Source organism: Pseudomonas sp. KT_2_4, assembly GCF_041410225.1.
Taxonomy (GTDB): domain Bacteria; phylum Pseudomonadota; class Gammaproteobacteria; order Pseudomonadales; family Pseudomonadaceae; genus Aquipseudomonas; species Aquipseudomonas paracarnis.
In genome coordinates this window covers 5,059,097-5,080,536 of record NZ_CP166962.1, presented here as the reverse complement: position 1 = coordinate 5,080,536, position 21,440 = coordinate 5,059,097, and the positions used below count along the sequence as shown (strand labels likewise).

Genomic DNA, 21,440 nt, shown 5'->3' with positions numbered 1-21,440 from the left:
CCCGCACCATGAAAACCCGCTTGACCACCCTGGCCGCCAGCCTGTTGCTGCTCAACTCGGCCGCCACCTTCGCCGCGTCCACCGTTGACCTGACCGTCAAAGGCCTGATCGTGCCCAGTGCCTGTACACCGAGCCTGTCCGGTGGTGGCGTGATCGACCACGGCAAGATTTCCGCCAAGGACCTGAACCCGGACAAAAATACGGTCATCGGCAACAACACACTGAGCATGGCGGTCAATTGCGACGCGCCGATCCAGTTTGCTCTGCACTCGATCGATAATCGCGCAGCGTCCGGCAGCTCGATACGTTACGGTCTTGGATTTATCAATGAGACCCAGGTGCTTGGCGGGTACATCCTGACGTTCGCCAACCCGGTTGCCGAAGGTGGCGTCGTGGTGCAGCCGATTGCGTCGGGCGACCAAGGTAATACCTGGTACAGGGAAAAGTTCTGGGACCCAGGCCTGTACATGTCAGTCGCCGCGATGGATGACGACACCCAGCCAATGGCGGTCAAGGACCTGAGCCTCGACCTGGAAGTGCAAACCATCATTAATCGCGCCGATGGCCTGGACCTGAGCAATGAGGTCACCATCGACGGCTCCGCCACCCTTGAAGTGAAGTACCTTTAACCCATGGCGGCCCATCCCTTGAACATTGACAGGCATGGGCTGCGCCTGCCGATGCCTGTGTTGGCTGCACCCGCCCGTCTCTGTGCCGCCGTACTGTGCCTGCTCATCGCGTTCCAGGCACACGCGGGCTCGTTCGTCGACCTCACGGTAACCGGCCGGGTCACACCGGACGCCTGTCATATCGAGCTGACGGACGAGGGCATTGTCGATCACGGCAAGATCCCGTCCCACAGCCTCAACGTCGACGAGTTCACCGTGCTGCCCAGCCAGATGCTTGATCTGCACGTGCTGTGCGCCCGGCCCATGCTGTTTGCACTGGTGGGCATCGACAATCGTGCCGAGTCGTCACTGGCGCCCGACTACTTCTATGGGCTGGGAAGAAACATACACGCCCCTGAGGAGCGTCTCGGTTCCGTAGCGTTGTCCTATCGCGACGCCCTGGGCGACTCACAGCCGCTGCAGGTACTGGCCTCCATCAACAGCGGCGAGACCTGGTCACAAGACCCCAATGCCTATCCACGCTCCTACATGGCCTTCGCGCCGCCCGGTGACCGTCAGCCCGAGTTCATCAGCCAGTTGCTGGTCAGGCTGCAGGTGGACACGGCCATCAACTTTTCGCAGTACCTGACACTGGACCAGGAAGTCCCTCTGGACGGCTCCATCGTCCTGGATTTGCGCTACCTCTGACCCAACTATCGCCTAATGGAAAACCGTCATGACCATGACACGCTCAAACACCGCCGTCGGCGCCCTGGCCCTGCTACTGGTGCTGGGTAATCCAGTAAAAGCCGATGGCATGGTACCCGACACCTCCGTGGTGATCGTGCACGAAGCCGAGGGCGAAGCCGCCGTGTCGGTGACCAACACCGACAGCCAGCTCGCGCTGCTGCATGTGACCTTGCTGGATATTCCAGAAGACACCGAGCCGCTGCTGGTGGTGACACCGCCGTTGTCACGGGTTGAGGCGTCCAAATCCCAGCTGGTGCGGTTCATCCTGCAGAACCAGCAGCCGCTGCTCACTCAGCGACTCAAACGCGCCGTGTTCGAAGGCATGCCGCAAGGTCGCGCCGCCACTGCCGCCGGGCATGCCCGCGTGGGCGTGACTGTGCGCCAGAACCTGCCGGTAATCGTGCACCCCAAGGGCCTGGCGCCGAACCGCACACCGTGGACCGACCTGACCTGGACCCTGCGCGACGGCCAGTTGCAGGTGCGCAATGACACGCCTTATGTGGTGCGCCTGGCGCAGGAGCTGCTGCTGTTGCCAGGTAACGGCAAAGCCATGCTGCCGCGCACCTACGTGCTGCCGGGCGAAGCCATCAGCGTACCGGCCAGCGGTGGTCAGGCCAGCACAGTCAGGCTGCAGCCGGCCACGGTGTATGGCTTTGCGGTCAAGGCCTACGACGCACCGATCACCCTCTGACGGAAAACCACAGGCGTCGCACCATCGACCGACGCCTGGATAACGAAGTGACGGCATATCGACCGTCACCAGAACGCCGGGCGCACACGGCCTGAGTGTTCACTACAAGAGTACCTTGCGTGATAACAGTATTGAGTTACCGTGACGGCGAAGCCGTGCCCGCCATCCTTGCCCGACCGCCGTTGCCGTTGGCGCTGCTGCTGTGCGCAGTGCTGTCGACCAAGGCCTGGGCCGATGATTCGAGCCCGGCCGGCTTCGACACCCAGACCTTGCATCAACGTGGCATTGACCCACAGCTGGCCAGCCTGTTGCTGGCCGCACCGCGCTTCGCCGCCGGGCGACATACCGTCCACCTGCGGGTCAACGGCGAGCGACGCGGCCGGCATGATGTCAGTTTTGATCAGCAGGGCAACCTGTGCTTTGACCGGGCCTTGCTGGACGCCGCCAACCTGCAGTTGCCCAGTGAAACCGAAGGTTGCCAGGACTTCCTTGGGCAATATCCGCAAAGCCTGGTGGAGCCGGATCCGGCGACACTGACGGTATCCCTGGTGGTGCCCACCGAAGCGCTGCGCCCGGTGCGGCAGGATATTTCCGGCTACGAAACCGGCGGATTTGCCGGGCTACTCAATTACGACCTCAGCGGCTTCTACAACCGCTTCGGCGATGACGCCAGCCGGTTCGGCTCGGCCAATACCGAGGTGGGTTTCAATGCCGGCGACTGGATCGTGCGCAGTCGCCAGGTGCAGACCTGGCAGGATGGCCTGTCACGCAGCACCCACTTGGAAGCCTATGCTCAACGCACCTTCGCCAGCCATCAGGCAGTGCTTCAGGCCGGGCAGATCAATCTGTATAACCCGGTGCTGTCCGGCGCACAGATCACCGGGGTGCAAGTGCTCACCGAACACGCCCTTCAGGAGCAGGGCCAGGGTGCGCTGATCCAAGGTATCGCCAACAGTCCCGCACAGGTCGAAGTGCGGCAGAACGGTGCGTTGATTCACTCCACCGTGGTGCCTGCCGGCCCCTTTGCCCTGACCGATGTGCGCCGGTTGAACACGCGCTCGGATGTGGAGGTGACGGTCAAGGAAAGTGTCGGCGGTGAGCGACGCTTCACTGTGCCGGCGGCCATGCTGGGTCTCGGGTTGCCAGCGCCAGGTTACTCCGTGGCGGCGGGCCGGGTACGTAATGTCGGCGACGCCAAAGGGGATGATCCTTGGGTGGTCAGTGCCGGCTGGACAGGCGCCCTGCATCCTCAAGTGACCCTGGGCAGCGGCGTGCTGGCGGCCAGCGAATACCGCTCGGTGGGCGCCAGCCTGGGCTGGATGCCCTGGCTGGACAGTCAGGTCCAACTGTCCACGCAAGTGTCCAACACCCAGGCGCGTGAAAAAGTCTCCGGTGTGCAAACCGATCTTTCCTGGTCCCAGCGCCTCAACGAACAGTGGTCATTCAGCGCCGCCAATTCCTGGCGCAGCCCCGGCTACCGCGAACTCGAAGAGAGCACCTACGAGCGCGACGACCGCAATCGCGCTTCACGCTACCGCGACCAGCAAAGCCTCAACCTGGGGTGGTCGCACCCAATACTGGGTGCATTCAGCGCCGGGGTTTCGCGCTCATCCAACTTCGCCGGCGACAGCAGCAGCCGCGCATTGGCATCCTGGGGCACCAGTATTGGCGCGGTGTCTTTGTCAGCCAGCGCCGAATGGCAAATGGGCGGCAGCCAGCAACAAGATAACGCGGTTTACCTCAACATCAGTGTGCCGCTGGGCGAGAGTCGCCGACTGCGCAGTTGGGTACGCAACTCCGGCGGCGAAAACCGCACCGGCATGGGCGTGACCGAACAGATCGACGACCAGCTCAGCTACCGGGTCAGCGCCGAACATGACAGCAGCGATCATCAGGTGGAAACCACCGTCGGCGTCTCGGCGTTGCCACGCTACAGCCAGCTCGACTTCAGCTACAGCCGCTCCGATGCCGAGCGCTCCAGTTATCAAGGGGGGGGCCCGCGGCGCAGTGGTGATGCACGGTGGCGGCGTGACCCTTTCCCCCTACCCGGTGCGCGACACCTTTGCCCTGGTGTCCGTCGGCGACATGAGCGGCATCAAGCTCAGTACCCCCAGCGGGCCGGTCTGGACCGATTGGCAAGGCCAGGCCGTGGTGCCGCAAGTGGCCGCGTACGGGCGCAGCCCGGTGGAAGTCCAGACCCGCTCGCTGCCGCGCAATGCCGATATCAACAACGGCCTGGCAATGATCTCGGCCGGACGCGGCGCGGTGGACAGGGTCGAGTTCGGCGTCGGTTTGACCCGCCGTGTGTTGCTCACCGTCAGTCACGACGACGGCTCGCCGCTGCCTGCGGGCGCCTCCGTCAGCAGTGCCAGTGGTGAGTTTGTGACCTTGGTGCAGGACGGCAGCCAGGTCTTTCTGCCCAACGTACTGGATCAAACGACGCTGTGGATAACCACACCCCAGGGAGGCCGTTGCCAGTTGCACTACCAACTGGCAGCCAAAGCCGACCCGTCGGTGTACTTCGAATCGGCTCCCGCACGTTGCCGCGTACCTTGAGGATTTCTGTCATGCCCCTTGCAACCTGTATGCGCTCACTCTGTATGTGGCTACTGCTCGGCATCGCCGGCACGGCCCAAGCCTTGGAAGAATGCCAACTGAACGTCAGCGAAGCTCAGGTTGATTTCGGTCTGATGAACCGTCTTGCGCAACACGACGGCGTGCCGGAACGCTTGCTCGGTGAGCGCCGCCTGAGCGTGAACGTCAACTGCCCCCAGGCCGAAGACCTCAGCCTCTTCTATCGGGCGCTGGCTGCCACCCCGCAGCGCCTGCAATTTACCGAACACGGCAGCTATGCCATCGAGGTCGGCAATGCCGTGCTCGACGGTCGCGCCGTTGAATTGGGCTTGCTGACCGCTGCCGGCCAGCCCCCCGTGATGAGTGCAACGGTACTGGAGTGGCGCCCCGGGCACGGCATCGCACCGATTGAACAAGGTGCCGTGCTCATGGGCAAAACCCTTTCGTTGCAACTGACGCTACGCGCCTGGGCCGGTGTGGCGGCAATACAAGCCAGAGACGCAACTACCTGGGAAGTCTCTGGAATGCTGTACGGCGCAAGCCACGGCCGCTACCGGGAACTGACGCTGCGCGCGCACTTTGCGCCCGTTGCTTGCCTGCCGACACTGTCGGACCACGGCGTGGTCGACTATGGCACGTTGTACGCCAAGGACCTCAGCGCCACCAACGAAACACCCCTGCCCACTCGTACGCTGCGCCTGAACGTGAGCTGCGACGCGCCGATCCGCTTTGGCCTGCGCATGAAAGACAACCGCGACGGTTCGGCCACCGGCGGCACTGATGAAACGGCCTATGGACTGGACTTGGACGCCAGCCGTAACAAAATCGGGCGTTTTTATTTGACCATCGACCCGGGGGAATTCAGCGCCGATAGCTTTCCCACCTTGTACCGCACCGACTCCACCAGCAATGGCGTGGCGTGGAGCAGTTCCACCGCCCGGCAGATCCCCATGGCGGCCAACAGCCTGCTGGGTTTTACCGACAAGACAGGTGTCACCACCGGGCCGGTGTCCATGCAGACACTGACCGGCACGATGCGCATCAAGACGTATCTGGCGCCCATGCAAAGCCTGGATCTGCGTGATGTCGTGCGCATCAATGGGTCCGGCACTCTCGAAATTGTCTACTTGTAGGAGTTCGCATCATGAAAAGACACCTTCTTTGCAGCCTGCTTTTATGCGGCAGCGCCCAGGCACTGGCGGCCTCCACGGTTGACCTGAGCGTCCAGGGCCTGATCATTCCCGCCGCCTGCTTGCCACAACTCTCCAGCGGCGGCCTGATCGACTACGGCAAGATTGCCCAACAAGATCTGAACCTGGAGACCGCCACGCGCCTGCCTGTCAAGAACCTGCACATCGGCATTGCCTGCAACGGCCCCGTGCGCTATGCCTTGCGCATGGCTGACAACCGCGACGGCTCGGCCATGGTCAACAGCGAGATTTACTACGGGTTGGGGTTCGATAACAGCGGTAACCGCCTGGGAGTCTACTCCATGACCTTCGACCCTCGGCAGACGCAGGCCAGCAACACCGCACAGATCTACGGCACTGAATCCACCACCGGTGGCCTGGCGTGGCGAACCTCCAACCTCAACCCCATCGACATCGGCTCCAGGAGCTACCTGGGCTTCACGGACGTCGAGGGCAGCGTCAGCGGGCCCACGGCGATCGGTATCCTGGGAGGCATGGTGACGGTGCAGACCGTGATCAATGCGCGCAAGAATCTGGACTTGAGCGTAGAAACACCGCTCGATGGCTCGGCCACGCTGGAAGTGGTGTATCTCTAGACTTTCTCGCTGGTGACTTGCACATAGCGCGCACGGCCGGCGCCGAGGCCCGCGACGATAGCGCCCAGGCCGATCACGGCGAAGATCCAGCCGATAGCCGTCCAGCCGCCGGTCCAGTCATGTACCAGGCCGACCGCGAAAGGGCCGAGGGAGGCCAGGGTGTAGCCAATGCCTTGGGCCATGCTCGACAGGTTGGCCGCCACATGGGAATCGCGTGAACGCAACACGATCAGGGTCAGCGCCAGGCTGAAAGTCCCGCCCTGCCCCAGGCCCAGCACAATCGCCCAACCCCACAGGCCATCCAGCGGCGCGTACAGGCACCCGAACAAGCCGCCGAGCGTCAGCAGCATCACCACCACGATCGCTAGGCGCTGGTCCTTGCCCCGCGTCGCCAGCCACGGCGCGGCCAGGGAGCTGAGCAATTGCACGATAATCGAGCCCGACAGCGCCAACCCGGCTTCGGTCGCGCTCAGGCCGCGGCCGATCAGGATCGACGGCAACCAGCCGAACACGATGTAGGCCAGTGACGACTGCAGGCCCATGTACAGGGTGACCTGCCAGGCCAGCGGATCGCGCAATAAACCCTTCACACGATAGGCCACACGATGGGCTCCGTGCTTCTGCCCAACCTGGGGCAACCAGACCAGGGCCGCCACCAGGGCCGGCAGGATCCAGAAGCCCAGGCCGATCTTCCAACTGTCGCCAAAGGCGTGGCTCAGTGGCACCGAGGCACCGGCCGCCATGGCGGCGCCCAAGCACAACGCCATGGTGTAGACACCGGTCATGGCGCCGGCCTGGCTGGCGAAATCGCGCTTGACGATACCCGGCAGCAACACGCCGATGATGCCAATGCTGGCACCTGCAACCAGGCTACCGAGGAACAACCCCACCTCACCGAACGAACTGCGCAGGATGATCCCCGCGGCCAGGGTCAGCAGGATGCCGAGCACCACGCGCTCGGCGCCGAAACGCCGGGCCAGCATCGGCGCGGTAGGTGCAAACAGGCCCAGGCACAGCACCGGCAAGGTGGTTAGTAAACCGGCCTTGGCGGCGGACAGGCCTAAACTGCTCGAAACCTCTGCCAGCAACGGCGACAGGCTCGACAAGGCCGGGCGCAGGTTCAAGGCCACCAACACCAGGCCCAGCAACAGCAGCCATGGCCGAACCACGCTCGGCTGCGCCTGCTGCACGCTGTCGTCGTCAGCTTCGGCGTCGATCAACAGTTCTTCGAGTTCGGTCTTGCGTGGGGCTTCAGGGTTCATTGATCAACTGCCGGCAGAGGGATTTGGCGCGGTCCGGGTCTTGTTGTTCCACCGCATCGAGTAGCGCTCCATGCAGGTCGAACACCGCCTGGCGTCGCGGTGAGCGGTTCAGGGTCTGGCGCAGCTGCGCGCCGACAATGGCGGAGAAGTAGTGGTACAGCTCGCTCAAGGCTGGGTTGTGCGCCGCATCCACCAAGTGCTGGTGGAAGATCAGGTCGGCACTGATATAGGCCTCCAGGTCACCGTGATAACGCTCGGCGCTGAGGTCGAGCGCCTTGCGCAACGCCGTAAGGTCCGCTTCGGTACGACGCAACGCAGCCAGGCCGATGGCCTCCACTTCCAGAATCTGACGCGTCTCCTGCGCCTGCTCCAGCGTGCAATGAGACAGCGCCCGCATTGTGCCCAGCGGGTCGGTCATCGAGCGCAGGTAACTACCATCGCCCTGGCGAATGTCGATCAAGCCAGAGAAGGCCAATACCCGCATGGCCTCGCGCACGGTGTTACGGCTGATCCCCAGCTCGGCGGACAACTCGGGCTCGGTGGGCAGGCGCTCGCCGATGGCCCATACGCCTTGGGAGATGCGCAGGCGCAGTTGCTCCAGGGCCTGGTCGACCAGGGAGCGTTTGATCAGCGGGGCGATGTCTGTCATGGGTTTAGCGCTTTCGTCCAATCATAGGATGAATTTTCCTACAGGCTATTCGGAGTTGCCTACAAAGGCAACGCACTAGGGTTCTTAGGCAGGAAAAGGAGCAGTATTTTCGATTGGTAAAATTACCCTTAGAGGGTAATTATTGGACTCAGGTGTCTTATGGAAAAGTACACACCTCATTACGATTTGGCCCTGATCAAGGCGGATGTCAGGCGGCTTGGAAAACAAGCTTTTACCAAAACAGCACGCAACTGCGGGGAAAAGCTCGATCTGAGCATCACGCAAATGCAGGAGGTTGTTTACAAGCTAACGGGCAAGATGCTGTTTAAATCCATGACAAGTTATGGCGACCATTGCGTCTGGCAAGACGTTTATCACATTCACTCACATGGCCTGGAGATCTACATCAAGGTGACGTACCGCACGGACGGTAAACCTCCGGTGATCTCCTTCAAGGAGAGTAACCTATGAAAACAGAACAGTGCTTCAGCTGCGGCCAGCATGACGGAATGCGGCATTTTTCGGGTCGCAGCGAAACATCGGAAGTCAAAGGCTTGCACCGCCGAATCGACAACCTTTCAGGCTGGGAGTGCCAAAGTTGTGGTGAGGTGATCTTTGACCCTGAAGACGCGGACCGCTATTCAGATCACTGTGATGAGATGGTCTACAGCTTCAGACGAATGATCGGTAACGAGATAAAGCGCATTCGTCGCAAATTGCATCTTTCACAAAAGGACACTGTGCAACTGCTTTCCGGCGGCGGACATAACGCACTTTCACGTTACGAACGCGGTGAGCTGCTGGCGCCAAAATCCCTCGTCGTGCTTATGCGCTTGCTTGATCGCCACCCGCATCTGCTCGTTGATGCAAAAACCTTGAGTGAGGGTGCTGATATGCGTAACACCACGCATACAACCCACAAAGAACACGAGATCGCGACGACGCCCTGACTGAGGGCAAAAAACAAACCCGGCACCAGGCCGGGTTTATTTTTAACACTCCATCAATGCAGTATCTGGCTCAAGAACAACCGGGTCCGCTCATTCTGCGGGTTATCAAAGAAGTCATTCGGTGCCGCCTGTTCCACGATCTCGCCCTTGTCCATGAAGATCACGCGGTTGGCCACGGTGCGGGCAAAGCCCATTTCGTGGGTCACGCACAACATGGTCATGCCGTCTTCAGCCAGGCCGATCATGGTGTCCAGCACCTCTTTCACCATCTCAGGATCCAGCGCCGACGTCGGCTCATCGAACAACATGATTTTGGGCTTCATGCACAGCGCGCGGGCAATCGCCACGCGCTGTTGCTGGCCACCTGAAAGCTGCCCGGGAAACTTGTGGGCCTGCTCCGGAATGCGCACACGCTCCAGGTAGTGCATGGCGATTTCCTCGGCCTTGCGCTTGGGCATCTTGCGCACCCACATCGGCGCCAGCGTGCAGTTTTGCAGGATGGTCAAATGCGGGAACAGGTTGAAGTGCTGGAACACCATGCCGACTTCACGGCGGATCGCTTCGATCTGCTTGAGGTCGTTGGTCAGCTCCACGCCATCGACCACAATGCGGCCCTGCTGGTGCTCTTCCAGGCGGTTGAGGCAGCGGATGGTGGTGGACTTGCCCGACCCCGAAGGGCCGCACAGCACAATACGCTCGCCCTGCTTGACGTTGAGGTTGATGTCTTTCAACACATGGAACTGGCCGTACCATTTGTTGACGCCCTGCATCTGGATAATGCCTTCAGGGCTCACAGGCTGTTTGATTGCTTCGCTCATAAAAAGAACTCCTAACGCTTGTGGCCTGTGTCGAGCTTGCGTTCCAGATGCATGGAATAGCGCGACATACCAAAACAGAAAATCCAGAACACCAGGGCGGCGAACACGTAGCCTTCAGTGGCCATGCCCAGCCATTTGGGGTCGGCGGCGGCTTGCTTGACGCTGTTGAGCAGGTCGAACAGGCCGATGATGATCACAAGGCTGGTGTCCTTGAACAGGGCGATGAAGGTGTTGACGATCCCTGGGATCACCATCTTCAAGGCCTGCGGCAAGATCACCAGGCCCATGCTGCGCCAGTAGCCCAGTCCCATCGCCGCAGCGGCTTCGTATTGGCCCTTGGGAATCGCCTGCAAACCACCGCGCACCACTTCGGCCACATAGGCCGACTGGAACAGGATCACACCGATCAGCGCCCGCAGCAGCTTGTCGAAGTTCATGCCTTCAGGCAGGAACAGCGGCAGCATCACCGACGACATGAACAGCACGGTGATCAACGGCACGCCGCGCCAGAACTCGATGAAGGTCACGCAGACCACCCGAATGGCGGGCATGTTCGAACGCCGTCCCAGCGCCAGCACAATGCCCAGCGGCAAGGCGCCGGCAATGCCCACGGTGGCGATCACCAGGGTCAGCATCAGGCCGCCCCATTGGCTGGTCGCCACATTACTCAGGCCGAACACGCCGCCGTGCAGCAAGCAGTAGGCGATGATCGGGTACAACACCAGAAAGCCCAGGCCGTAGATCGCCTTGCGAGGGAAACGCGAGATGAACAACGGCGCCACGCCCACGATGGCCAGCCACACCGTCATGTCCACGCGCCAGCGCAGGTCGACGGGGTAGTAGCCATACATGAACTGCCCGAAGCGCTGTTGGATAAACACCCAGCAGGCGCCCTCCTTGGTGCAGTCGGCGCGGGTGGTGCCCACCCAGTTGGCATCGAGGATGGCCCAGTGCAGGATCGGTGGCACCACCAGGTACACCAGGTAGATCGCCAGCAAGGTCAGCAGTGAATTGAGCCAGCTCGAGAACAAGTTGGCGCGCATCCAGGCCACCGGCCCGAAGACTTTGCTCGGCGGTGGCATGTCAGGTTTGAACGTATGCGTAGTCATGGGTGTGTCCTCACCGCTCGATCAGCGCAATGCGCTTGTTGTACCAGTTCATCAGCAGGGAAATGCTGATGCTGATCGCCAGGTACACGCTCATGGTGATGGCAATGACTTCAATGGCCTGGCCGGTCTGGTTGAGCACCGTGCCGGCAAACAGCGAAACCATTTCCGGATAACCGATACCGGCGGCCAACGACGAGTTTTTCGCCAGGTTCAGGTATTGGCTGGTCAGCGGCGGAATGATCACGCGCAGCGCTTGCGGGATGATGACCTTGCGCAGCGTCGGCCCCGGGCGCAGGCCTAGTGAACGTGCCGCTTCGGTCTGGCCATGGCTGACGGACTTGATGCCCGAGCGCACGATCTCCGCAATAAACGCCGCCGTGTACACAGTCAACGCCAGGGTCAACGCCAACAACTCAGGGATCAGCACCCAGCCACCGACGAAGTTGAAGCCCGCAAGCTTGGGCATTTCCCAATGCAATGGCGTACCGAAGATCAACACGCACAACGCCGGGATCACCACCAGCAGCGCCAGGCCCGCCCAGAATTTATGGAAGGGAACCCCCGTCGCCTCAAAGCGCTTGTTGGCCCAGCGGGTCATCAGCACGATGGCAACGATGGCGACCACCAGGCTGGCGACAAACGGCCAGAACCCGTCGGAGGCCAGCGCTGCCGGCATGTTCAGGCCACGGCTGCTGACAAAGAAGGTGTCACCGAAGTTATGGCTGTTGCGCGGCCCTGGCATGGTCAGGAACACCGCGAAGTACCAGAACAGGATCTGCAACAGCGGCGGAATATTGCGGAACACCTCCACGTACACCGTCGCCAGCTTGTTGATCATCCAGTTAGGCGACAAGCGCGCCACGCCGATGATGAAGCCGAGCAGGGTTGCCAGCACCACACCGATGACGGTCACCAGCAAAGTGTTGAGCAGGCCGATGACAAACACCCGGGCATAGCTGTCCGATTCGGTGTAGTCGATCAAGTGCTGCGCGATGCCGAAGCCGGCACTGCGCTCAAGAAAGTCGAAACCCGAGGTGATGCCCCGGTGTTGCAGGTTGGTCTGGGTGTTATGGAACAGGTACCAGCCCAGCGAGACCACCGCCACGATCGTGATGATCTGGAACAGCCACGCACGCACTTTGGGGTCGCTGAAGCTGAGCTTCTGCTTGGGTGCGCCGATTTTATTTTGCATGAAGTGCCCCGAAAATAATGGAACAGAACATCACCCGGCAGTTGGCCTACCGGGTGACAGAACCATCAGCGATCAGCGCACAGGGGGTGCGTATTGAATGCCGCCGTTGTTCCACAGGGCGTTCAGGCCACGGTCGATTTCCAGCGGCGTGCTCTTGCCCAGGTTGCGCTCGAACATCTCGCCGTAGTTACCCACTTGCTTGACGATCTGTACCACCCAGTCCTTCTTCACTTTCAGATCTTTGCCGTATTCGCCGTCGGCACCGAGCAGACGCGCAACGTCCGGGTTCTTGGTGGCCTTGGCTTCAGCCTCGACGTTCTTGGAGGTCACACCGGCCTCTTCCGCGTTGAGCATGGCGTAGCCCACCCAGCGCACGATGGCCAGCCACTCGTCATCGCCGTTACGCACGACCGGGCCCAGGGGCTCCTTGGAAATGGTTTCCGGCAGCACCACGTAGTCTTTCGGCGAGGCCAGCTTGCTGCGCTGGGCGAACAGCTGGGACTTGTCGGAAGTCAGTACGTCGCAACGCCCGGATTCCAGCGACTTGGCGCTTTCATCGGAGGTGTCGAAGGTGATCGGGGTGTATTTGAGGTTGTTGGCGCGGAAATAGTCGGAAACGTTCAGCTCGGTGGTGGTACCGGCCTGGATGCAGATGGTTGCACCATCCAGTTCCTTGGCACTTTTCACGCCCAGCTTGTTGTTCACCAGAAAGCCGATGCCGTCGTAGTAGGTAATGAAGCCCGGGAATTTCAGGCCCATGCCCGCGTCGCGCGAGCTGGTCATGGTGGTGTTGCGCGACAGGATGTCGACTTCGCCGGATTGAAGCGCGGTGAAACGCTCCTTGGCGTTCAACTGGCTGAACTTGACCTTGGTGGCATCGCCAAATACGGCAGCCGCCACCGCGCGGCAATAGTCAGCGTCGATCCCGAGGATCTTGCCGCTGGCATCCGGCACCGAGAAACCCGGCAGGCCGTCACTCACACCGCACTGCACAAAGCCTTTCTTCTGCACGGCGTCCAGGGTGGCGCCCGCGTGGGCAAAACCACTGACACCCAGTACAGCCGCCGCAGAGACGATGGCCAGGGTGGATTTCAATACCTTCATTACAAACCTCCAATTGCTCTTGTTGTGTCGGAGCTCCAACCTCAGCGCACCCTTATGAGGCGATATCGACCCGTGTTGGTTTTTTTTGGGGCCAAGCAGCATGAGGTTTTTGCGGTAATTCCAGTTGCTTTCCCACAGGCGGCAGTCACTGATAGTGTTACCGTCCTAGGAGAGTTCTGACATCGAGCTACACATAGCAAGGCGCGTACCAGAGTCTTGGTCGAGTGGCTGCAACTGCGGTTACATGGCAAAAGATTCAGCCTTGCGACATTCTCTTAACAGATCAACCTGTTGCGCACCGTTCCGACGCACCTCATCGGAGCGCCCGCACATCTATGGAGCAGACATGACCGAACCCTTGATTCTTCAGCCCGCCAAGCCCGCAGACGCCTGCGTTATCTGGTTGCATGGCCTGGGCGCCGATCGCTACGACTTCTTGCCGGTGGCCGAAGCCCTGCAGGAAACCCTGCTGACCACCCGCTTCGTTTTGCCCCAGGCACCTACGCGTCCGGTGACCATTAATGGTGGCTACGAGATGCCTAGCTGGTACGACATCAAGGCCATGAGCCCGGCCCGTTCGATCAGCCTGGAAGAACTGGAAGCGTCGGCAAAAATGGTCACCGACCTGATCGAGGCGCAACAGAGAACCGGAATAGACACCTCGCGAATTTTCCTCGCCGGTTTTTCTCAAGGTGGCGCGGTGGTCTTCCACACCGCGTTTAAGAAATGGGAGGGCCCCTTGGGCGGTGTGATCGCCCTCTCCACCTATGCGCCCACCTTCGATAATGAGCTGGAATTATCCGCCAGCCAGCAACGCATCCCCACGCTGTGCCTGCACGGCCAGTACGACGAAGTGGTACAAAACGCCATGGGCCGCAGCGCCTACGAGCATTTGAAGGGCCGTGGTGTCACCGTGACATGGCAGGAATACCCAATGGGCCACGAAGTGTTACCCCAAGAGATACACGATATTGGCACCTGGCTGACTGAACGCCTGCGCTGAACCCCGTGTTTATGTAGCCGTATGACAGACGCACTACGCCGCGCTCGATTCTTGCATTACACTGGCCGGCGTACATTCCTTAACCAATTAATGAGATGACCGTGCTCAAAGCACTCAAGAAGATGTTCGGCAAAAGCGAGGCTGAGCCGCTCGCGCCTGTTCCCAGTGCTCCTGCCCCCAAGCCCGGCAACCGCAATGACGGTCAACAGCCCGGCCGGAACGCACCCGCCGCCTCACCTAGCAAAACCACGGTGACGCCGCCTGAACAGGTAAAGCCTGCCGAGCCCGCCCCGACGCCTGTGGCCAAGCCCCGTCGCGAACGTGCGCCCAAGCCGCCCGTGACCCCCTGGAAACTCGAAGACTTCGTCGTCGAACCCCAGGAAGGCAAGACCCGCTTCCACGATTTCAAACTGGCCCCGGAACTGATGCACGCCATCCAGGACCTGGGTTTCCCGTACTGCACGCCCATCCAGGCGCAAGTGCTGGGCTTCACCCTCGCGGGCAAAGACGCCATCGGCCGCGCCCAGACCGGCACCGGCAAGACCGCCGCGTTCCTGATCTCGATCATCACCCAATTGCTGCAAACGCCGCCGCCCAAAGAGCGCTACATGGGTGAACCGCGTGCGCTGATCATCGCCCCGACCCGGGAGCTGGTGGTGCAGATCGCCAAGGACGCCGCCGACCTGACCAAGTACACCGGCCTCAACGTCATGACGTTCGTGGGCGGCATGGACTTCGACAAGCAGCTCAAGCACCTTGAGGCCCGTCATTGCGACATCCTCGTCGCCACCCCGGGCCGCCTGCTCGACTTCAACCAGCGTGGCGACGTGCACCTGGACATGGTCGAAGTGATGGTACTGGACGAAGCCGACCGCATGCTCGACATGGGCTTTATCCCGCAAGTACGCCAGATCATTCGTCAGACGCCGCCGAAAGCCGAGCGTCAGACTTTGCTGTTCTCCGCGACTTTCACCGAAGACGTGATGAACCTCGCCAAGCAGTGGACCACCGACCCATCCATCGTCGAGATCGAAGCACTCAACGTTGCCAGCGAAAACGTCGAGCAGCATATCTACGCCGTCGCCGGTGCCGACAAGTACAAGCTGCTCTACAACCTGGTCAACGACAACGGTTGGGAACGCGTGATGGTCTTCGCCAACCGCAAGGACGAAGTGCGCCGCATTGAAGAGCGCCTGGTGCGCGACGGCGTCAACGCTGCGCAACTGTCGGGTGATGTGCCGCAGCACAAGCGCATCAAGACCCTGGAAGGCTTCCGTGAAGGCAAGATCCGCGTGCTGGTGGCTACCGATGTAGCCGGTCGCGGTATTCATATCGACGGCATCAGCCACGTGATCAACTTCACCCTGCCGGAAGTGCCGGACGACTATGTGCACCGCATTGGCCGTACCGGACGTGCCGGGGCAGCGGGTGTGTCGATCAGCTTTGCAGGGGAAGATGACTCGTACCAGCTGCCGTCCATCGAGGCGTTGCTGGGGCGCAAGATCAGCTGTGAGACGCCGCCGACGCACTTGCTGCGGGCTGTAGAACGCAAACGCCCCTGATACAGGAATGCGATAAAAAAATGTGGGAGCTGGCTTGCCTGCGATGCAGACACCTCGGTTTTTCAGTCACTCCGAGTGATGCTATCGCAGGCAAGCCAGCTCCCACATTGGTTTCTACGTCTGGCTGGCTACTTCCAGCGATCCGCTGCGGCGTGGTCACTGCTGCGCCCTTCTACCCAACGCGGCCCCTCGCTGGTGTTTTCCTTCTTCCAGAACGGCGCCCGCGTCTTCAAGTAGTCCATTACAAAGGCACAAGCATCAAACGCCGCCTGCCGGTGCGCACTGGCCGCGCCGACAAACACAATCGGCTCGCCCGGTTCCAGCGTGCCGATACGGTGCAGCACCTCCAGCTTGAGCAACGGCCAGCGCTGTTCGGCTTCCACGGCGATCTTGGCCAGGGCTTTTTCGGTCATGCCGGGGTAGTGTTCAAGAAACATCCCCGACACCTCGCGCCCGTCATTGAAGTCGCGTACATAGCCGACAAAGCTCACCACCGCGCCCACGCCCACGTTGGCCGCGTGCATGGCGTTGACTTCGGCACCTGGATCAAAGGCTTCGACCTGCACACGAATGGCCATGATCAGCCTCCGGTCACGGGTGGGAAGAAGGCGACTTCATCGCCGGCTTGCACCGGCTCGTCCAGGCTGCACAACTCCTCGTTGCGCGCACACATCAGGCTCGCTTCGTTGAGCACGGCGAATTCCGGATCAGCAGCCAGCGCGAGGCGCACGGCGTCAACAGTGGCAAACTCACCTTCCATCTCCAGCGAATCGAAGCCCACCGCTTCGGCGTAGCGCGCAAAAAACAGTACGTTGATACTCATTGCTCATCCGCCTTGAAATGCCCGCTCTTACCGCCCAGCTTTTCCAGCAGGCGAATACTCTCAATGGTCATGCCGCGATCCACCGCCTTGCACATGTCGTAAATCGTCAGTGCGGCGACGCTGGCGGCGGTCAGGGCTTCCATCTCAACGCCGGTCTGCCCGGAGAGTTTGCAGCGCGCCACGATACGAACCGCGTCTGTACCGTCGGCACTCAGCTCCACCTTGACGCCGGTGAGCATCAACGGGTGGCACAGAGGGATCAAGTCACTGGTTTTTTTCGCTGCCTGGATCCCGGCAATGCGGGCCACGGCAAACACGTCGCCTTTGGGATGGGCGCCGTCGACAATCATTTGCAGGGTGGCGGGCAGCATGCGCACCCGCGCTTGCGCCACGGCCTCACGGAACGTCACGGCTTTGTCGGTGACGTCGACCATGTGGGCGCGACCTTGGGAATCGAGATGAGTCAGCACAGCAATACTCCTGATCAGGAGCAGCGATTGTAAACCTGTGGGTCAAAATTTGCGCAGGGCTGTTTATCCCATCCTGTAGGAGCGAGCTTGCTCGCTCCTACATTCAAGGTTAGAACCGGAAAGTAAACCCGGCATTGATTCCGTTATTGTTCCCTCGGTTGGAGAGCAAGCCGCTGTAGTTCAACGACACCAAGGTGTCCTGGGTCAGGGCCATTTCCGCACTGGCTTTGATCACCGCGCCATCCCTCGCCACAGGCACGCTGTTGACGGTGAAGGCCGTGTCACTACCGGCAAACTTCAGAGAAGCTTCACGATCGGTGTCACCAAACTGGTGCTCCCACCCCAGCTCACCGCGCAGGGTCACCGCCGAGGTGGACGTGAGTGGCAACTGAGTATGGCCACGCACGCCCAGGGTGGAGAGCGTCGCGTCCTGGCTTTGCTGGCTGGCATGCAAGGCTGCAGCACCGCCTTTTTCCTTGAACGAGTCGCTTTGATAGTTCAGATACGTGAGGTTGGCGAAGGGTTCAAGCACGCGCCATTGGGTGTAGCCGATCTCGGCAAACACTTGGTCGGTGCGCGCGTTGTAGTCGGCTTTGGCATGGTCTGACTGATTGGCATAGGCCACCCGACGCGAAGTGTCCAGACGGTGCCAGGTGCTGGCACCGCCCAGGCGCAGGGCAATCGCCTCGAAGCGTTTGCCGCCGTAGACCGACAGGTGATAGTTGTCGCTGTCGGCCGACGCCGACTGGCCGTTAAGGTGGCTTTGGGTGTAACCGGTCGCCGCCCCCAGACGCCAGCCGTCGTTCACCTCGGTGTCCAGGCCCAGCAGTACGCCGCTGGTGGACGAGGAGTAGCCGCTGGCGTTGTTGTCACCACTGACGTTGTTGCGTCCACCGAGTAGCTGTACCCAACCGCCGTTGTCACGGCTGTCGATCTGCGCGCTGGAGTGCAGTGCCTGCGCCTGTTGCAGGCGAGCGTTGACCGCTTCACGCAGGTAGCGGCTGTCAGCCATTTGCGCTGCGGCCACGTCCGAATGCAATTGCCCTGAAAGTTGCTTGAAGCCCTGCCGCGCCTGGGCGGCGGAATCCGACGCCAACAGGCTTTCGTAGACCGGGCTGCCAGCGCCCAATGTCTCGGCCACCGTCGCCACCGCTCGCTCATTGCGGGTTTGCGCGACACTGGCGAAGGTGGTCTGGTTGCGGGCTATCGCCAGGGTCAATTGGTTCGGTTGATAGTTGAGCGCAGTGCCAATGAACAGGTAGTTGGGGGCAAACGCTGCAAACTGCCCTTGGATACCTTGGCTGGCACTGAGGATATTGAACTGCTGGCCCAGCAAGCTGCGCGCCTCGGTGGCGGTCAACAGGTTGGGGCTGTTCTCCAGGGACACGTTCACCACACCGCCATTGAGGGTCGCCACCCCGCTGCTCTGCAACTGGTCGCTGCGGCCATCGGCCCCGACTTCGACGGCATACACCGAACCCGGGTTGAACGTGACATCGCCGGTGCGCAGTGTGCCAATCGAATGCCCCGGGGCCACTCGCCCACCGTTGTTGACGGTCAAGGCGCCCACCGTGCCGTTGCCGGCCAGGGTGCCGCCCAGTGTGGTCATCACGCCGTTATCGGCATTGCGCGTGCCTACGGCGCTGCTATCTACCGTCACGGCAGAGGTCAATGCGCCGTCCACCGACAATTTGCCTCCGCGCACCCAAGTACTGCCCGAATAGCTGTTCTGGCCTTCCAGCACCAACTCGCCATCCCCGGACTTGACCAGGCTACCGACGTAGGTGCTGCCGGTGAGCACGTCCTGGCCGCGGGTGAGTGTTGCCTGCTCCCGGGCATGACCAATGTCGTATTCAAACTGATCGTCGGCCGAGGCATTGGCGGGCAGGCCATCGAGCCAGCCTTTTTGCTGCTTGGTGGCGGCCCAGGTCGCCTGTTCGGCAGCGTCTTCTACGCGACGGGCGCGAATGGCCTCATCGGAAATCGGGTTGGCCCAGATATCGCGGGTACCGCTGGGCAACGCCACTGCTACCGCACCGAGGAACTGCCCCGGCCCTTGCATAGCTTTTTGCAGGTTGGGCAAGCCCCAGCCACTGACCACACCTGGTACTTGTGGGACACCCGGCGCGGCATCATGCACCGGTTGCAGGTTGTCATAGGTGCGGCCTCCGGTCAGCTCGCCAACCGGCGTGTCCGGGCCATCCGGCGCCTGCAGGCTGGAGGTGGTCAGCAACACGTCCCGCGCCTGGCTGGACGTCATATAGGGGAAGCGCTGCATCACCAACGCCAGGGCTCCGGAAACGCTCGGCGCGGCGGCCGAGGTGCCGTTGGCATTCGGGATAATTTCGCCCTCGGGGCCGGCGGACGGGACGCCCGACACGCCCATCACGCACCACCACTTGGAGGTACCGCAACGGTTGTAGACCTGGGCGCTGGTCTCGTCGTAGCCGGTGATGGAGAGGAACTTAGCTTCGATATCCGGCTTGAAAAACGGCAGGTTCGCATTGGTGTCCGGGTTGGCACCGTGGCTGTCGTTGCCCGCAGAGATGATCTGGATGAACGTGTTTTGCCGGGCCGCATCGGCCATGGCGTCCATCCAGGTTTTCTGCCCGGCGTGGGCTTTGTCCCAGAACGGGCGATAGGCGGCGGTCATGTCGCGCAGGTTCTGCGCGGCGCTGTCGCCGACGTTGCCGAAGTGGTTCTCCACGTCATTACGCGAGCTCTGCCCCCAGCTCTGGTTGACGATCGCCACGTTCTTCGCCGCCAGGGCGTTGTAGCTGGCCATGAATGCGTTGTAGTCGAGGTCGTTGGAGCCTTGGTAGCGGTCGTTGTCGCTGCCGCCGGTGTTAGCGACAAACAGATTGGCGTCGAAGGCAATGCCGTGCATACCGGTGCCGTCGCGGTTGGCGGCCAGCACCCCGGACATTTCTGTGCCATGCCCGTCGTTGAACGCGGGGTCGTATTCCCCTGGGATGCTGAAATGTTCGCCCTGCTTGAACTCGCCGCTGGGCACTTCAAGGCGGTAGCGCGGGTGGGTGGCGTAGTACTCGCCCGTGGAGGTCACCGCCTGCACCCGGTCCTGGCCCTGAGCGTTCTTGCCCTGGAACTCGGAGTGTTCGGTGAGGATGCCCGAGTCCAGCACGCCAACATTGACCCCCTTGCCAGTGATGCCCAGGGCATAGGCGTAATACGCGTTGGTGCGGTCCAGGCCGGAGTTGACCTGGGCTTCCGGGGTCTTCCAGGTTTGCGCGTTGGCGCTCCAGTCACGGGTTGCCCCAGCCCAGGACTGGCCTGCGTTCAACTGCCCGCTGAGGTTGCTGCTAACGCCCGGCTCGACGTAAGTGTAAGGCTTGGCGGCCGGCAGGTTGGCGATAATGGCTTTGGAAAAGTCGAGGATATTAGTGGTGTAACGGCCGCTGTTGCTGAACAGCCGGCTGCGGTAGTAATCCAGGCGCGAGGCATAGTCCAGTGGCCGCCGGGTGTCGCCGAGCATGGCGCCGATGGTCAAGTTTTCGGGTTGTAGCTCGTAGTTTTGCTTGAGGGCCGAATCGAACTTACCGGACTGGGCGGCGAAATCCTTGGCCGCGAGATCGACGATATCCGCGTAGGCAAACCTGAGGTTTTTGTACACGGCAGTCTCAGGGCCGAATGAGGCGACGGCTGTCCTGAACGCCGACTCCAATACCTGCGGGGTGTAAGGGTTATCGTCTGCCCTGGCCATGGAACCGTGGCCCAGCCATAACGCCAGGCCGAGTGCTATGGGTGTGAGGGGGATGGTCTTGAAACGGGGGGTACGATTGCGTTGCGACACAGTGAAGCCATTACCTGCTACGTCCATTTTCCTTTCCCTTTGGATATGTGCGTCATCAATGAGCGGTGTTTCGGGCTTTTGTAATAGGCAGGGTCACGGTGAAAACCCTGGACAGGTTTTCCAAGCGTTCGTCGAATCAAGGAGGTGGCGTTCCGACGGGGTCAAGCAGTGTTCTTATTGTTTTTACCGCAGAAAAAATGTAACAAAATAATTACAGAAACCACAAGCACCCAGGACGCGTTAACGCAGGCAAATGTCGCACATAACAAAAACCCCGG

The 21,440-nt window shown here is 61.2% G+C and carries 19 protein-coding genes and 1 pseudogene; 10 read left to right on the top strand and 10 right to left on the bottom strand.

The window, feature by feature from the left end:
- The first annotated feature begins 8 nt into the window (after positions 1-8).
- The 6 genes and pseudogenes from AB9N64_RS23385 to AB9N64_RS23360 all read left to right on the top strand — a co-directional run bounded on the left by AB9N64_RS23385 (position 9) and on the right by AB9N64_RS23360 (position 6,409).
- Positions 9-629 carry a DUF1120 domain-containing protein gene (locus AB9N64_RS23385; protein WP_102666711.1) on the top strand — a complete coding sequence of 207 codons (621 nt, stop codon included), beginning with the start codon at positions 9-11 and terminating at the stop codon, positions 627-629.
- A gap of 3 nt (positions 630-632) precedes the next feature.
- Positions 633-1,316: a DUF1120 domain-containing protein gene (locus AB9N64_RS23380; protein WP_032903334.1), complete on the top strand. Its 684-nt coding sequence runs from the start codon at positions 633-635 to the stop codon at positions 1,314-1,316.
- A 28-nt stretch (positions 1,317-1,344) separates the two neighbouring features.
- Positions 1,345-2,049: a fimbria/pilus chaperone family protein gene (locus AB9N64_RS23375; protein WP_014717030.1), complete on the top strand. Its 705-nt coding sequence runs from the start codon at positions 1,345-1,347 to the stop codon at positions 2,047-2,049.
- Between the two features lie 131 nt (positions 2,050-2,180).
- Positions 2,181-4,605, top strand: a pseudogene (locus tag AB9N64_RS23370) (fimbria/pilus outer membrane usher protein).
- Positions 4,606-4,616: 11 nt separating this feature from the next.
- Complete coding sequence (locus tag AB9N64_RS23365) at positions 4,617-5,756, top strand: DUF1120 domain-containing protein (protein WP_371359684.1); 1,140 nt, start codon at positions 4,617-4,619, stop codon at positions 5,754-5,756.
- 11 nt (positions 5,757-5,767) lie between these two features.
- Complete coding sequence (locus AB9N64_RS23360) at positions 5,768-6,409, top strand: DUF1120 domain-containing protein (RefSeq protein ID WP_020301231.1); 642 nt, start codon at positions 5,768-5,770, stop codon at positions 6,407-6,409.
- Here the strand turns inward: AB9N64_RS23360 and AB9N64_RS23355 are convergent.
- Together AB9N64_RS23355 and AB9N64_RS23350 are read right to left on the bottom strand one after the other, a co-directional pair.
- The gene (locus AB9N64_RS23355; RefSeq protein ID WP_014717026.1) at positions 6,406-7,671 is read right to left on the bottom strand and encodes a CynX/NimT family MFS transporter; all 1,266 of its coding nucleotides are present in this window, start codon (positions 7,669-7,671) and stop codon (positions 6,406-6,408) included. The genes AB9N64_RS23360 and AB9N64_RS23355 overlap by 4 nt on opposite strands.
- The gene (locus tag AB9N64_RS23350; RefSeq protein WP_019817632.1) at positions 7,661-8,320 is read right to left on the bottom strand and encodes a FadR/GntR family transcriptional regulator; all 660 of its coding nucleotides are present in this window, start codon (positions 8,318-8,320) and stop codon (positions 7,661-7,663) included. The genes AB9N64_RS23355 and AB9N64_RS23350 overlap by 11 nt, the downstream gene beginning before the upstream one ends.
- 159 nt (positions 8,321-8,479) lie before the next feature.
- On the opposite strand from AB9N64_RS23350, the gene AB9N64_RS23345 reads away from it, so the two are divergent.
- Together AB9N64_RS23345 and AB9N64_RS23340 are read left to right on the top strand one after the other, a co-directional pair.
- On the top strand, positions 8,480-8,791 hold the full coding sequence (locus AB9N64_RS23345) for a type II toxin-antitoxin system MqsR family toxin (RefSeq protein WP_019817631.1): 312 nt from the start codon (positions 8,480-8,482) through the stop codon (positions 8,789-8,791).
- Positions 8,788-9,270 (top strand): type II toxin-antitoxin system MqsA family antitoxin, encoded by a 483-nt coding sequence (locus tag AB9N64_RS23340; protein ID WP_014717023.1) that lies wholly within the window; start codon positions 8,788-8,790, stop codon positions 9,268-9,270. Before AB9N64_RS23345 ends, AB9N64_RS23340 begins: the two co-directional genes overlap by 4 nt.
- Before the next feature lie 53 nt (positions 9,271-9,323).
- On the opposite strand, the gene AB9N64_RS23335 is transcribed toward AB9N64_RS23340, so the two are convergent.
- From AB9N64_RS23335 to AB9N64_RS23320, 4 genes are all read right to left on the bottom strand, one after another.
- Positions 9,324-10,088, bottom strand: a complete 765-nt coding sequence (locus AB9N64_RS23335; protein ID WP_003188759.1) for an amino acid ABC transporter ATP-binding protein — start codon at positions 10,086-10,088, stop codon at positions 9,324-9,326.
- Positions 10,089-10,099: 11 nt separating this feature from the next.
- Positions 10,100-11,197: an amino acid ABC transporter permease gene (locus AB9N64_RS23330; protein WP_191949116.1), complete on the bottom strand. Its 1,098-nt coding sequence runs from the start codon at positions 11,195-11,197 to the stop codon at positions 10,100-10,102.
- A gap of 10 nt (positions 11,198-11,207) precedes the next feature.
- Positions 11,208-12,389, bottom strand: a complete 1,182-nt coding sequence (locus AB9N64_RS23325) for an amino acid ABC transporter permease (protein WP_106111012.1) — start codon at positions 12,387-12,389, stop codon at positions 11,208-11,210.
- A 72-nt stretch (positions 12,390-12,461) separates the two neighbouring features.
- Positions 12,462-13,493 carry an amino acid ABC transporter substrate-binding protein gene (locus tag AB9N64_RS23320; protein ID WP_014717020.1) on the bottom strand — a complete coding sequence of 344 codons (1,032 nt, stop codon included), beginning with the start codon at positions 13,491-13,493 and terminating at the stop codon, positions 12,462-12,464.
- 346 nt (positions 13,494-13,839) lie between these two features.
- Here AB9N64_RS23320 and AB9N64_RS23315 point away from each other — a divergent pair, with 346 nt between their 5' ends.
- Together AB9N64_RS23315 and rhlB are read left to right on the top strand one after the other, a co-directional pair.
- Positions 13,840-14,496 carry an alpha/beta hydrolase gene (locus AB9N64_RS23315; RefSeq protein ID WP_014717019.1) on the top strand — a complete coding sequence of 219 codons (657 nt, stop codon included), beginning with the start codon at positions 13,840-13,842 and terminating at the stop codon, positions 14,494-14,496.
- A 95-nt stretch (positions 14,497-14,591) separates the two neighbouring features.
- Positions 14,592-16,058, top strand: coding sequence for an ATP-dependent RNA helicase RhlB (gene rhlB / locus AB9N64_RS23310; protein WP_014717018.1), 1,467 nt, complete (start codon positions 14,592-14,594; stop codon positions 16,056-16,058).
- A gap of 128 nt (positions 16,059-16,186) precedes the next feature.
- Here the strand turns inward: rhlB and moaE are convergent, their stop codons facing one another.
- The 4 genes from moaE to AB9N64_RS23290 all read right to left on the bottom strand — a co-directional run bounded on the left by moaE (position 16,187) and on the right by AB9N64_RS23290 (position 21,189).
- Positions 16,187-16,636, bottom strand: a complete 450-nt coding sequence (moaE, locus tag AB9N64_RS23305) for a molybdopterin synthase catalytic subunit MoaE (protein ID WP_014717017.1) — start codon at positions 16,634-16,636, stop codon at positions 16,187-16,189.
- Between the two features lie 2 nt (positions 16,637-16,638).
- The gene (moaD, locus tag AB9N64_RS23300; RefSeq protein ID WP_014717016.1) at positions 16,639-16,881 is read right to left on the bottom strand and encodes a molybdopterin converting factor subunit 1; all 243 of its coding nucleotides are present in this window, start codon (positions 16,879-16,881) and stop codon (positions 16,639-16,641) included.
- A complete protein-coding gene (gene moaC / locus AB9N64_RS23295) occupies positions 16,878-17,351 on the bottom strand; it encodes a cyclic pyranopterin monophosphate synthase MoaC (protein WP_014717015.1) in 474 nt (157 codons plus the stop codon). The genes moaD and moaC overlap by 4 nt, the downstream gene beginning before the upstream one ends.
- A 109-nt stretch (positions 17,352-17,460) precedes the next feature.
- A complete protein-coding gene (locus tag AB9N64_RS23290; protein WP_371359683.1) occupies positions 17,461-21,189 on the bottom strand; it encodes an autotransporter domain-containing protein in 3,729 nt (1,242 codons plus the stop codon).
- Between the last annotated feature and the right edge of the window lie 251 nt (positions 21,190-21,440).

Bases quoted from the DNA above. Each gene is read 5' to 3' on its own strand.
- AB9N64_RS23385 (WP_102666711.1), top strand. From the start codon at position 9: ATGAAAACCCGCTTGACCACCCTGGCCGCCAGCCTGTTGCTGCTCAAC.
- AB9N64_RS23380 (WP_032903334.1), top strand. From the start codon at position 633: ATGGCGGCCCATCCCTTGAACATTGACAGGCATGGGCTGCGCCTGCCG.
- AB9N64_RS23375 (WP_014717030.1), top strand. From the start codon at position 1,345: ATGACCATGACACGCTCAAACACCGCCGTCGGCGCCCTGGCCCTGCTA.
- AB9N64_RS23365 (WP_371359684.1), top strand. From the start codon at position 4,617: ATGCCCCTTGCAACCTGTATGCGCTCACTCTGTATGTGGCTACTGCTC.
- AB9N64_RS23360 (WP_020301231.1), top strand. From the start codon at position 5,768: ATGAAAAGACACCTTCTTTGCAGCCTGCTTTTATGCGGCAGCGCCCAG.
- AB9N64_RS23355 (WP_014717026.1), bottom strand. From the start codon at position 7,671: ATGAACCCTGAAGCCCCACGCAAGACCGAACTCGAAGAACTGTTGATC.
- AB9N64_RS23350 (WP_019817632.1), bottom strand. From the start codon at position 8,320: ATGACAGACATCGCCCCGCTGATCAAACGCTCCCTGGTCGACCAGGCC.
- AB9N64_RS23345 (WP_019817631.1), top strand. From the start codon at position 8,480: ATGGAAAAGTACACACCTCATTACGATTTGGCCCTGATCAAGGCGGAT.
- AB9N64_RS23340 (WP_014717023.1), top strand. From the start codon at position 8,788: ATGAAAACAGAACAGTGCTTCAGCTGCGGCCAGCATGACGGAATGCGG.
- AB9N64_RS23335 (WP_003188759.1), bottom strand. From the start codon at position 10,088: ATGAGCGAAGCAATCAAACAGCCTGTGAGCCCTGAAGGCATTATCCAG.
- AB9N64_RS23330 (WP_191949116.1), bottom strand. From the start codon at position 11,197: ATGACTACGCATACGTTCAAACCTGACATGCCACCGCCGAGCAAAGTC.
- AB9N64_RS23325 (WP_106111012.1), bottom strand. From the start codon at position 12,389: ATGCAAAATAAAATCGGCGCACCCAAGCAGAAGCTCAGCTTCAGCGAC.
- AB9N64_RS23320 (WP_014717020.1), bottom strand. From the start codon at position 13,493: ATGAAGGTATTGAAATCCACCCTGGCCATCGTCTCTGCGGCGGCTGTA.
- AB9N64_RS23315 (WP_014717019.1), top strand. From the start codon at position 13,840: ATGACCGAACCCTTGATTCTTCAGCCCGCCAAGCCCGCAGACGCCTGC.
- rhlB (WP_014717018.1), top strand. From the start codon at position 14,592: ATGACCGTGCTCAAAGCACTCAAGAAGATGTTCGGCAAAAGCGAGGCT.
- moaE (WP_014717017.1), bottom strand. From the start codon at position 16,636: ATGGCCATTCGTGTGCAGGTCGAAGCCTTTGATCCAGGTGCCGAAGTC.
- moaD (WP_014717016.1), bottom strand. From the start codon at position 16,881: ATGAGTATCAACGTACTGTTTTTTGCGCGCTACGCCGAAGCGGTGGGC.
- AB9N64_RS23290 (WP_371359683.1), bottom strand. From the start codon at position 21,189: ATGGACGTAGCAGGTAATGGCTTCACTGTGTCGCAACGCAATCGTACC.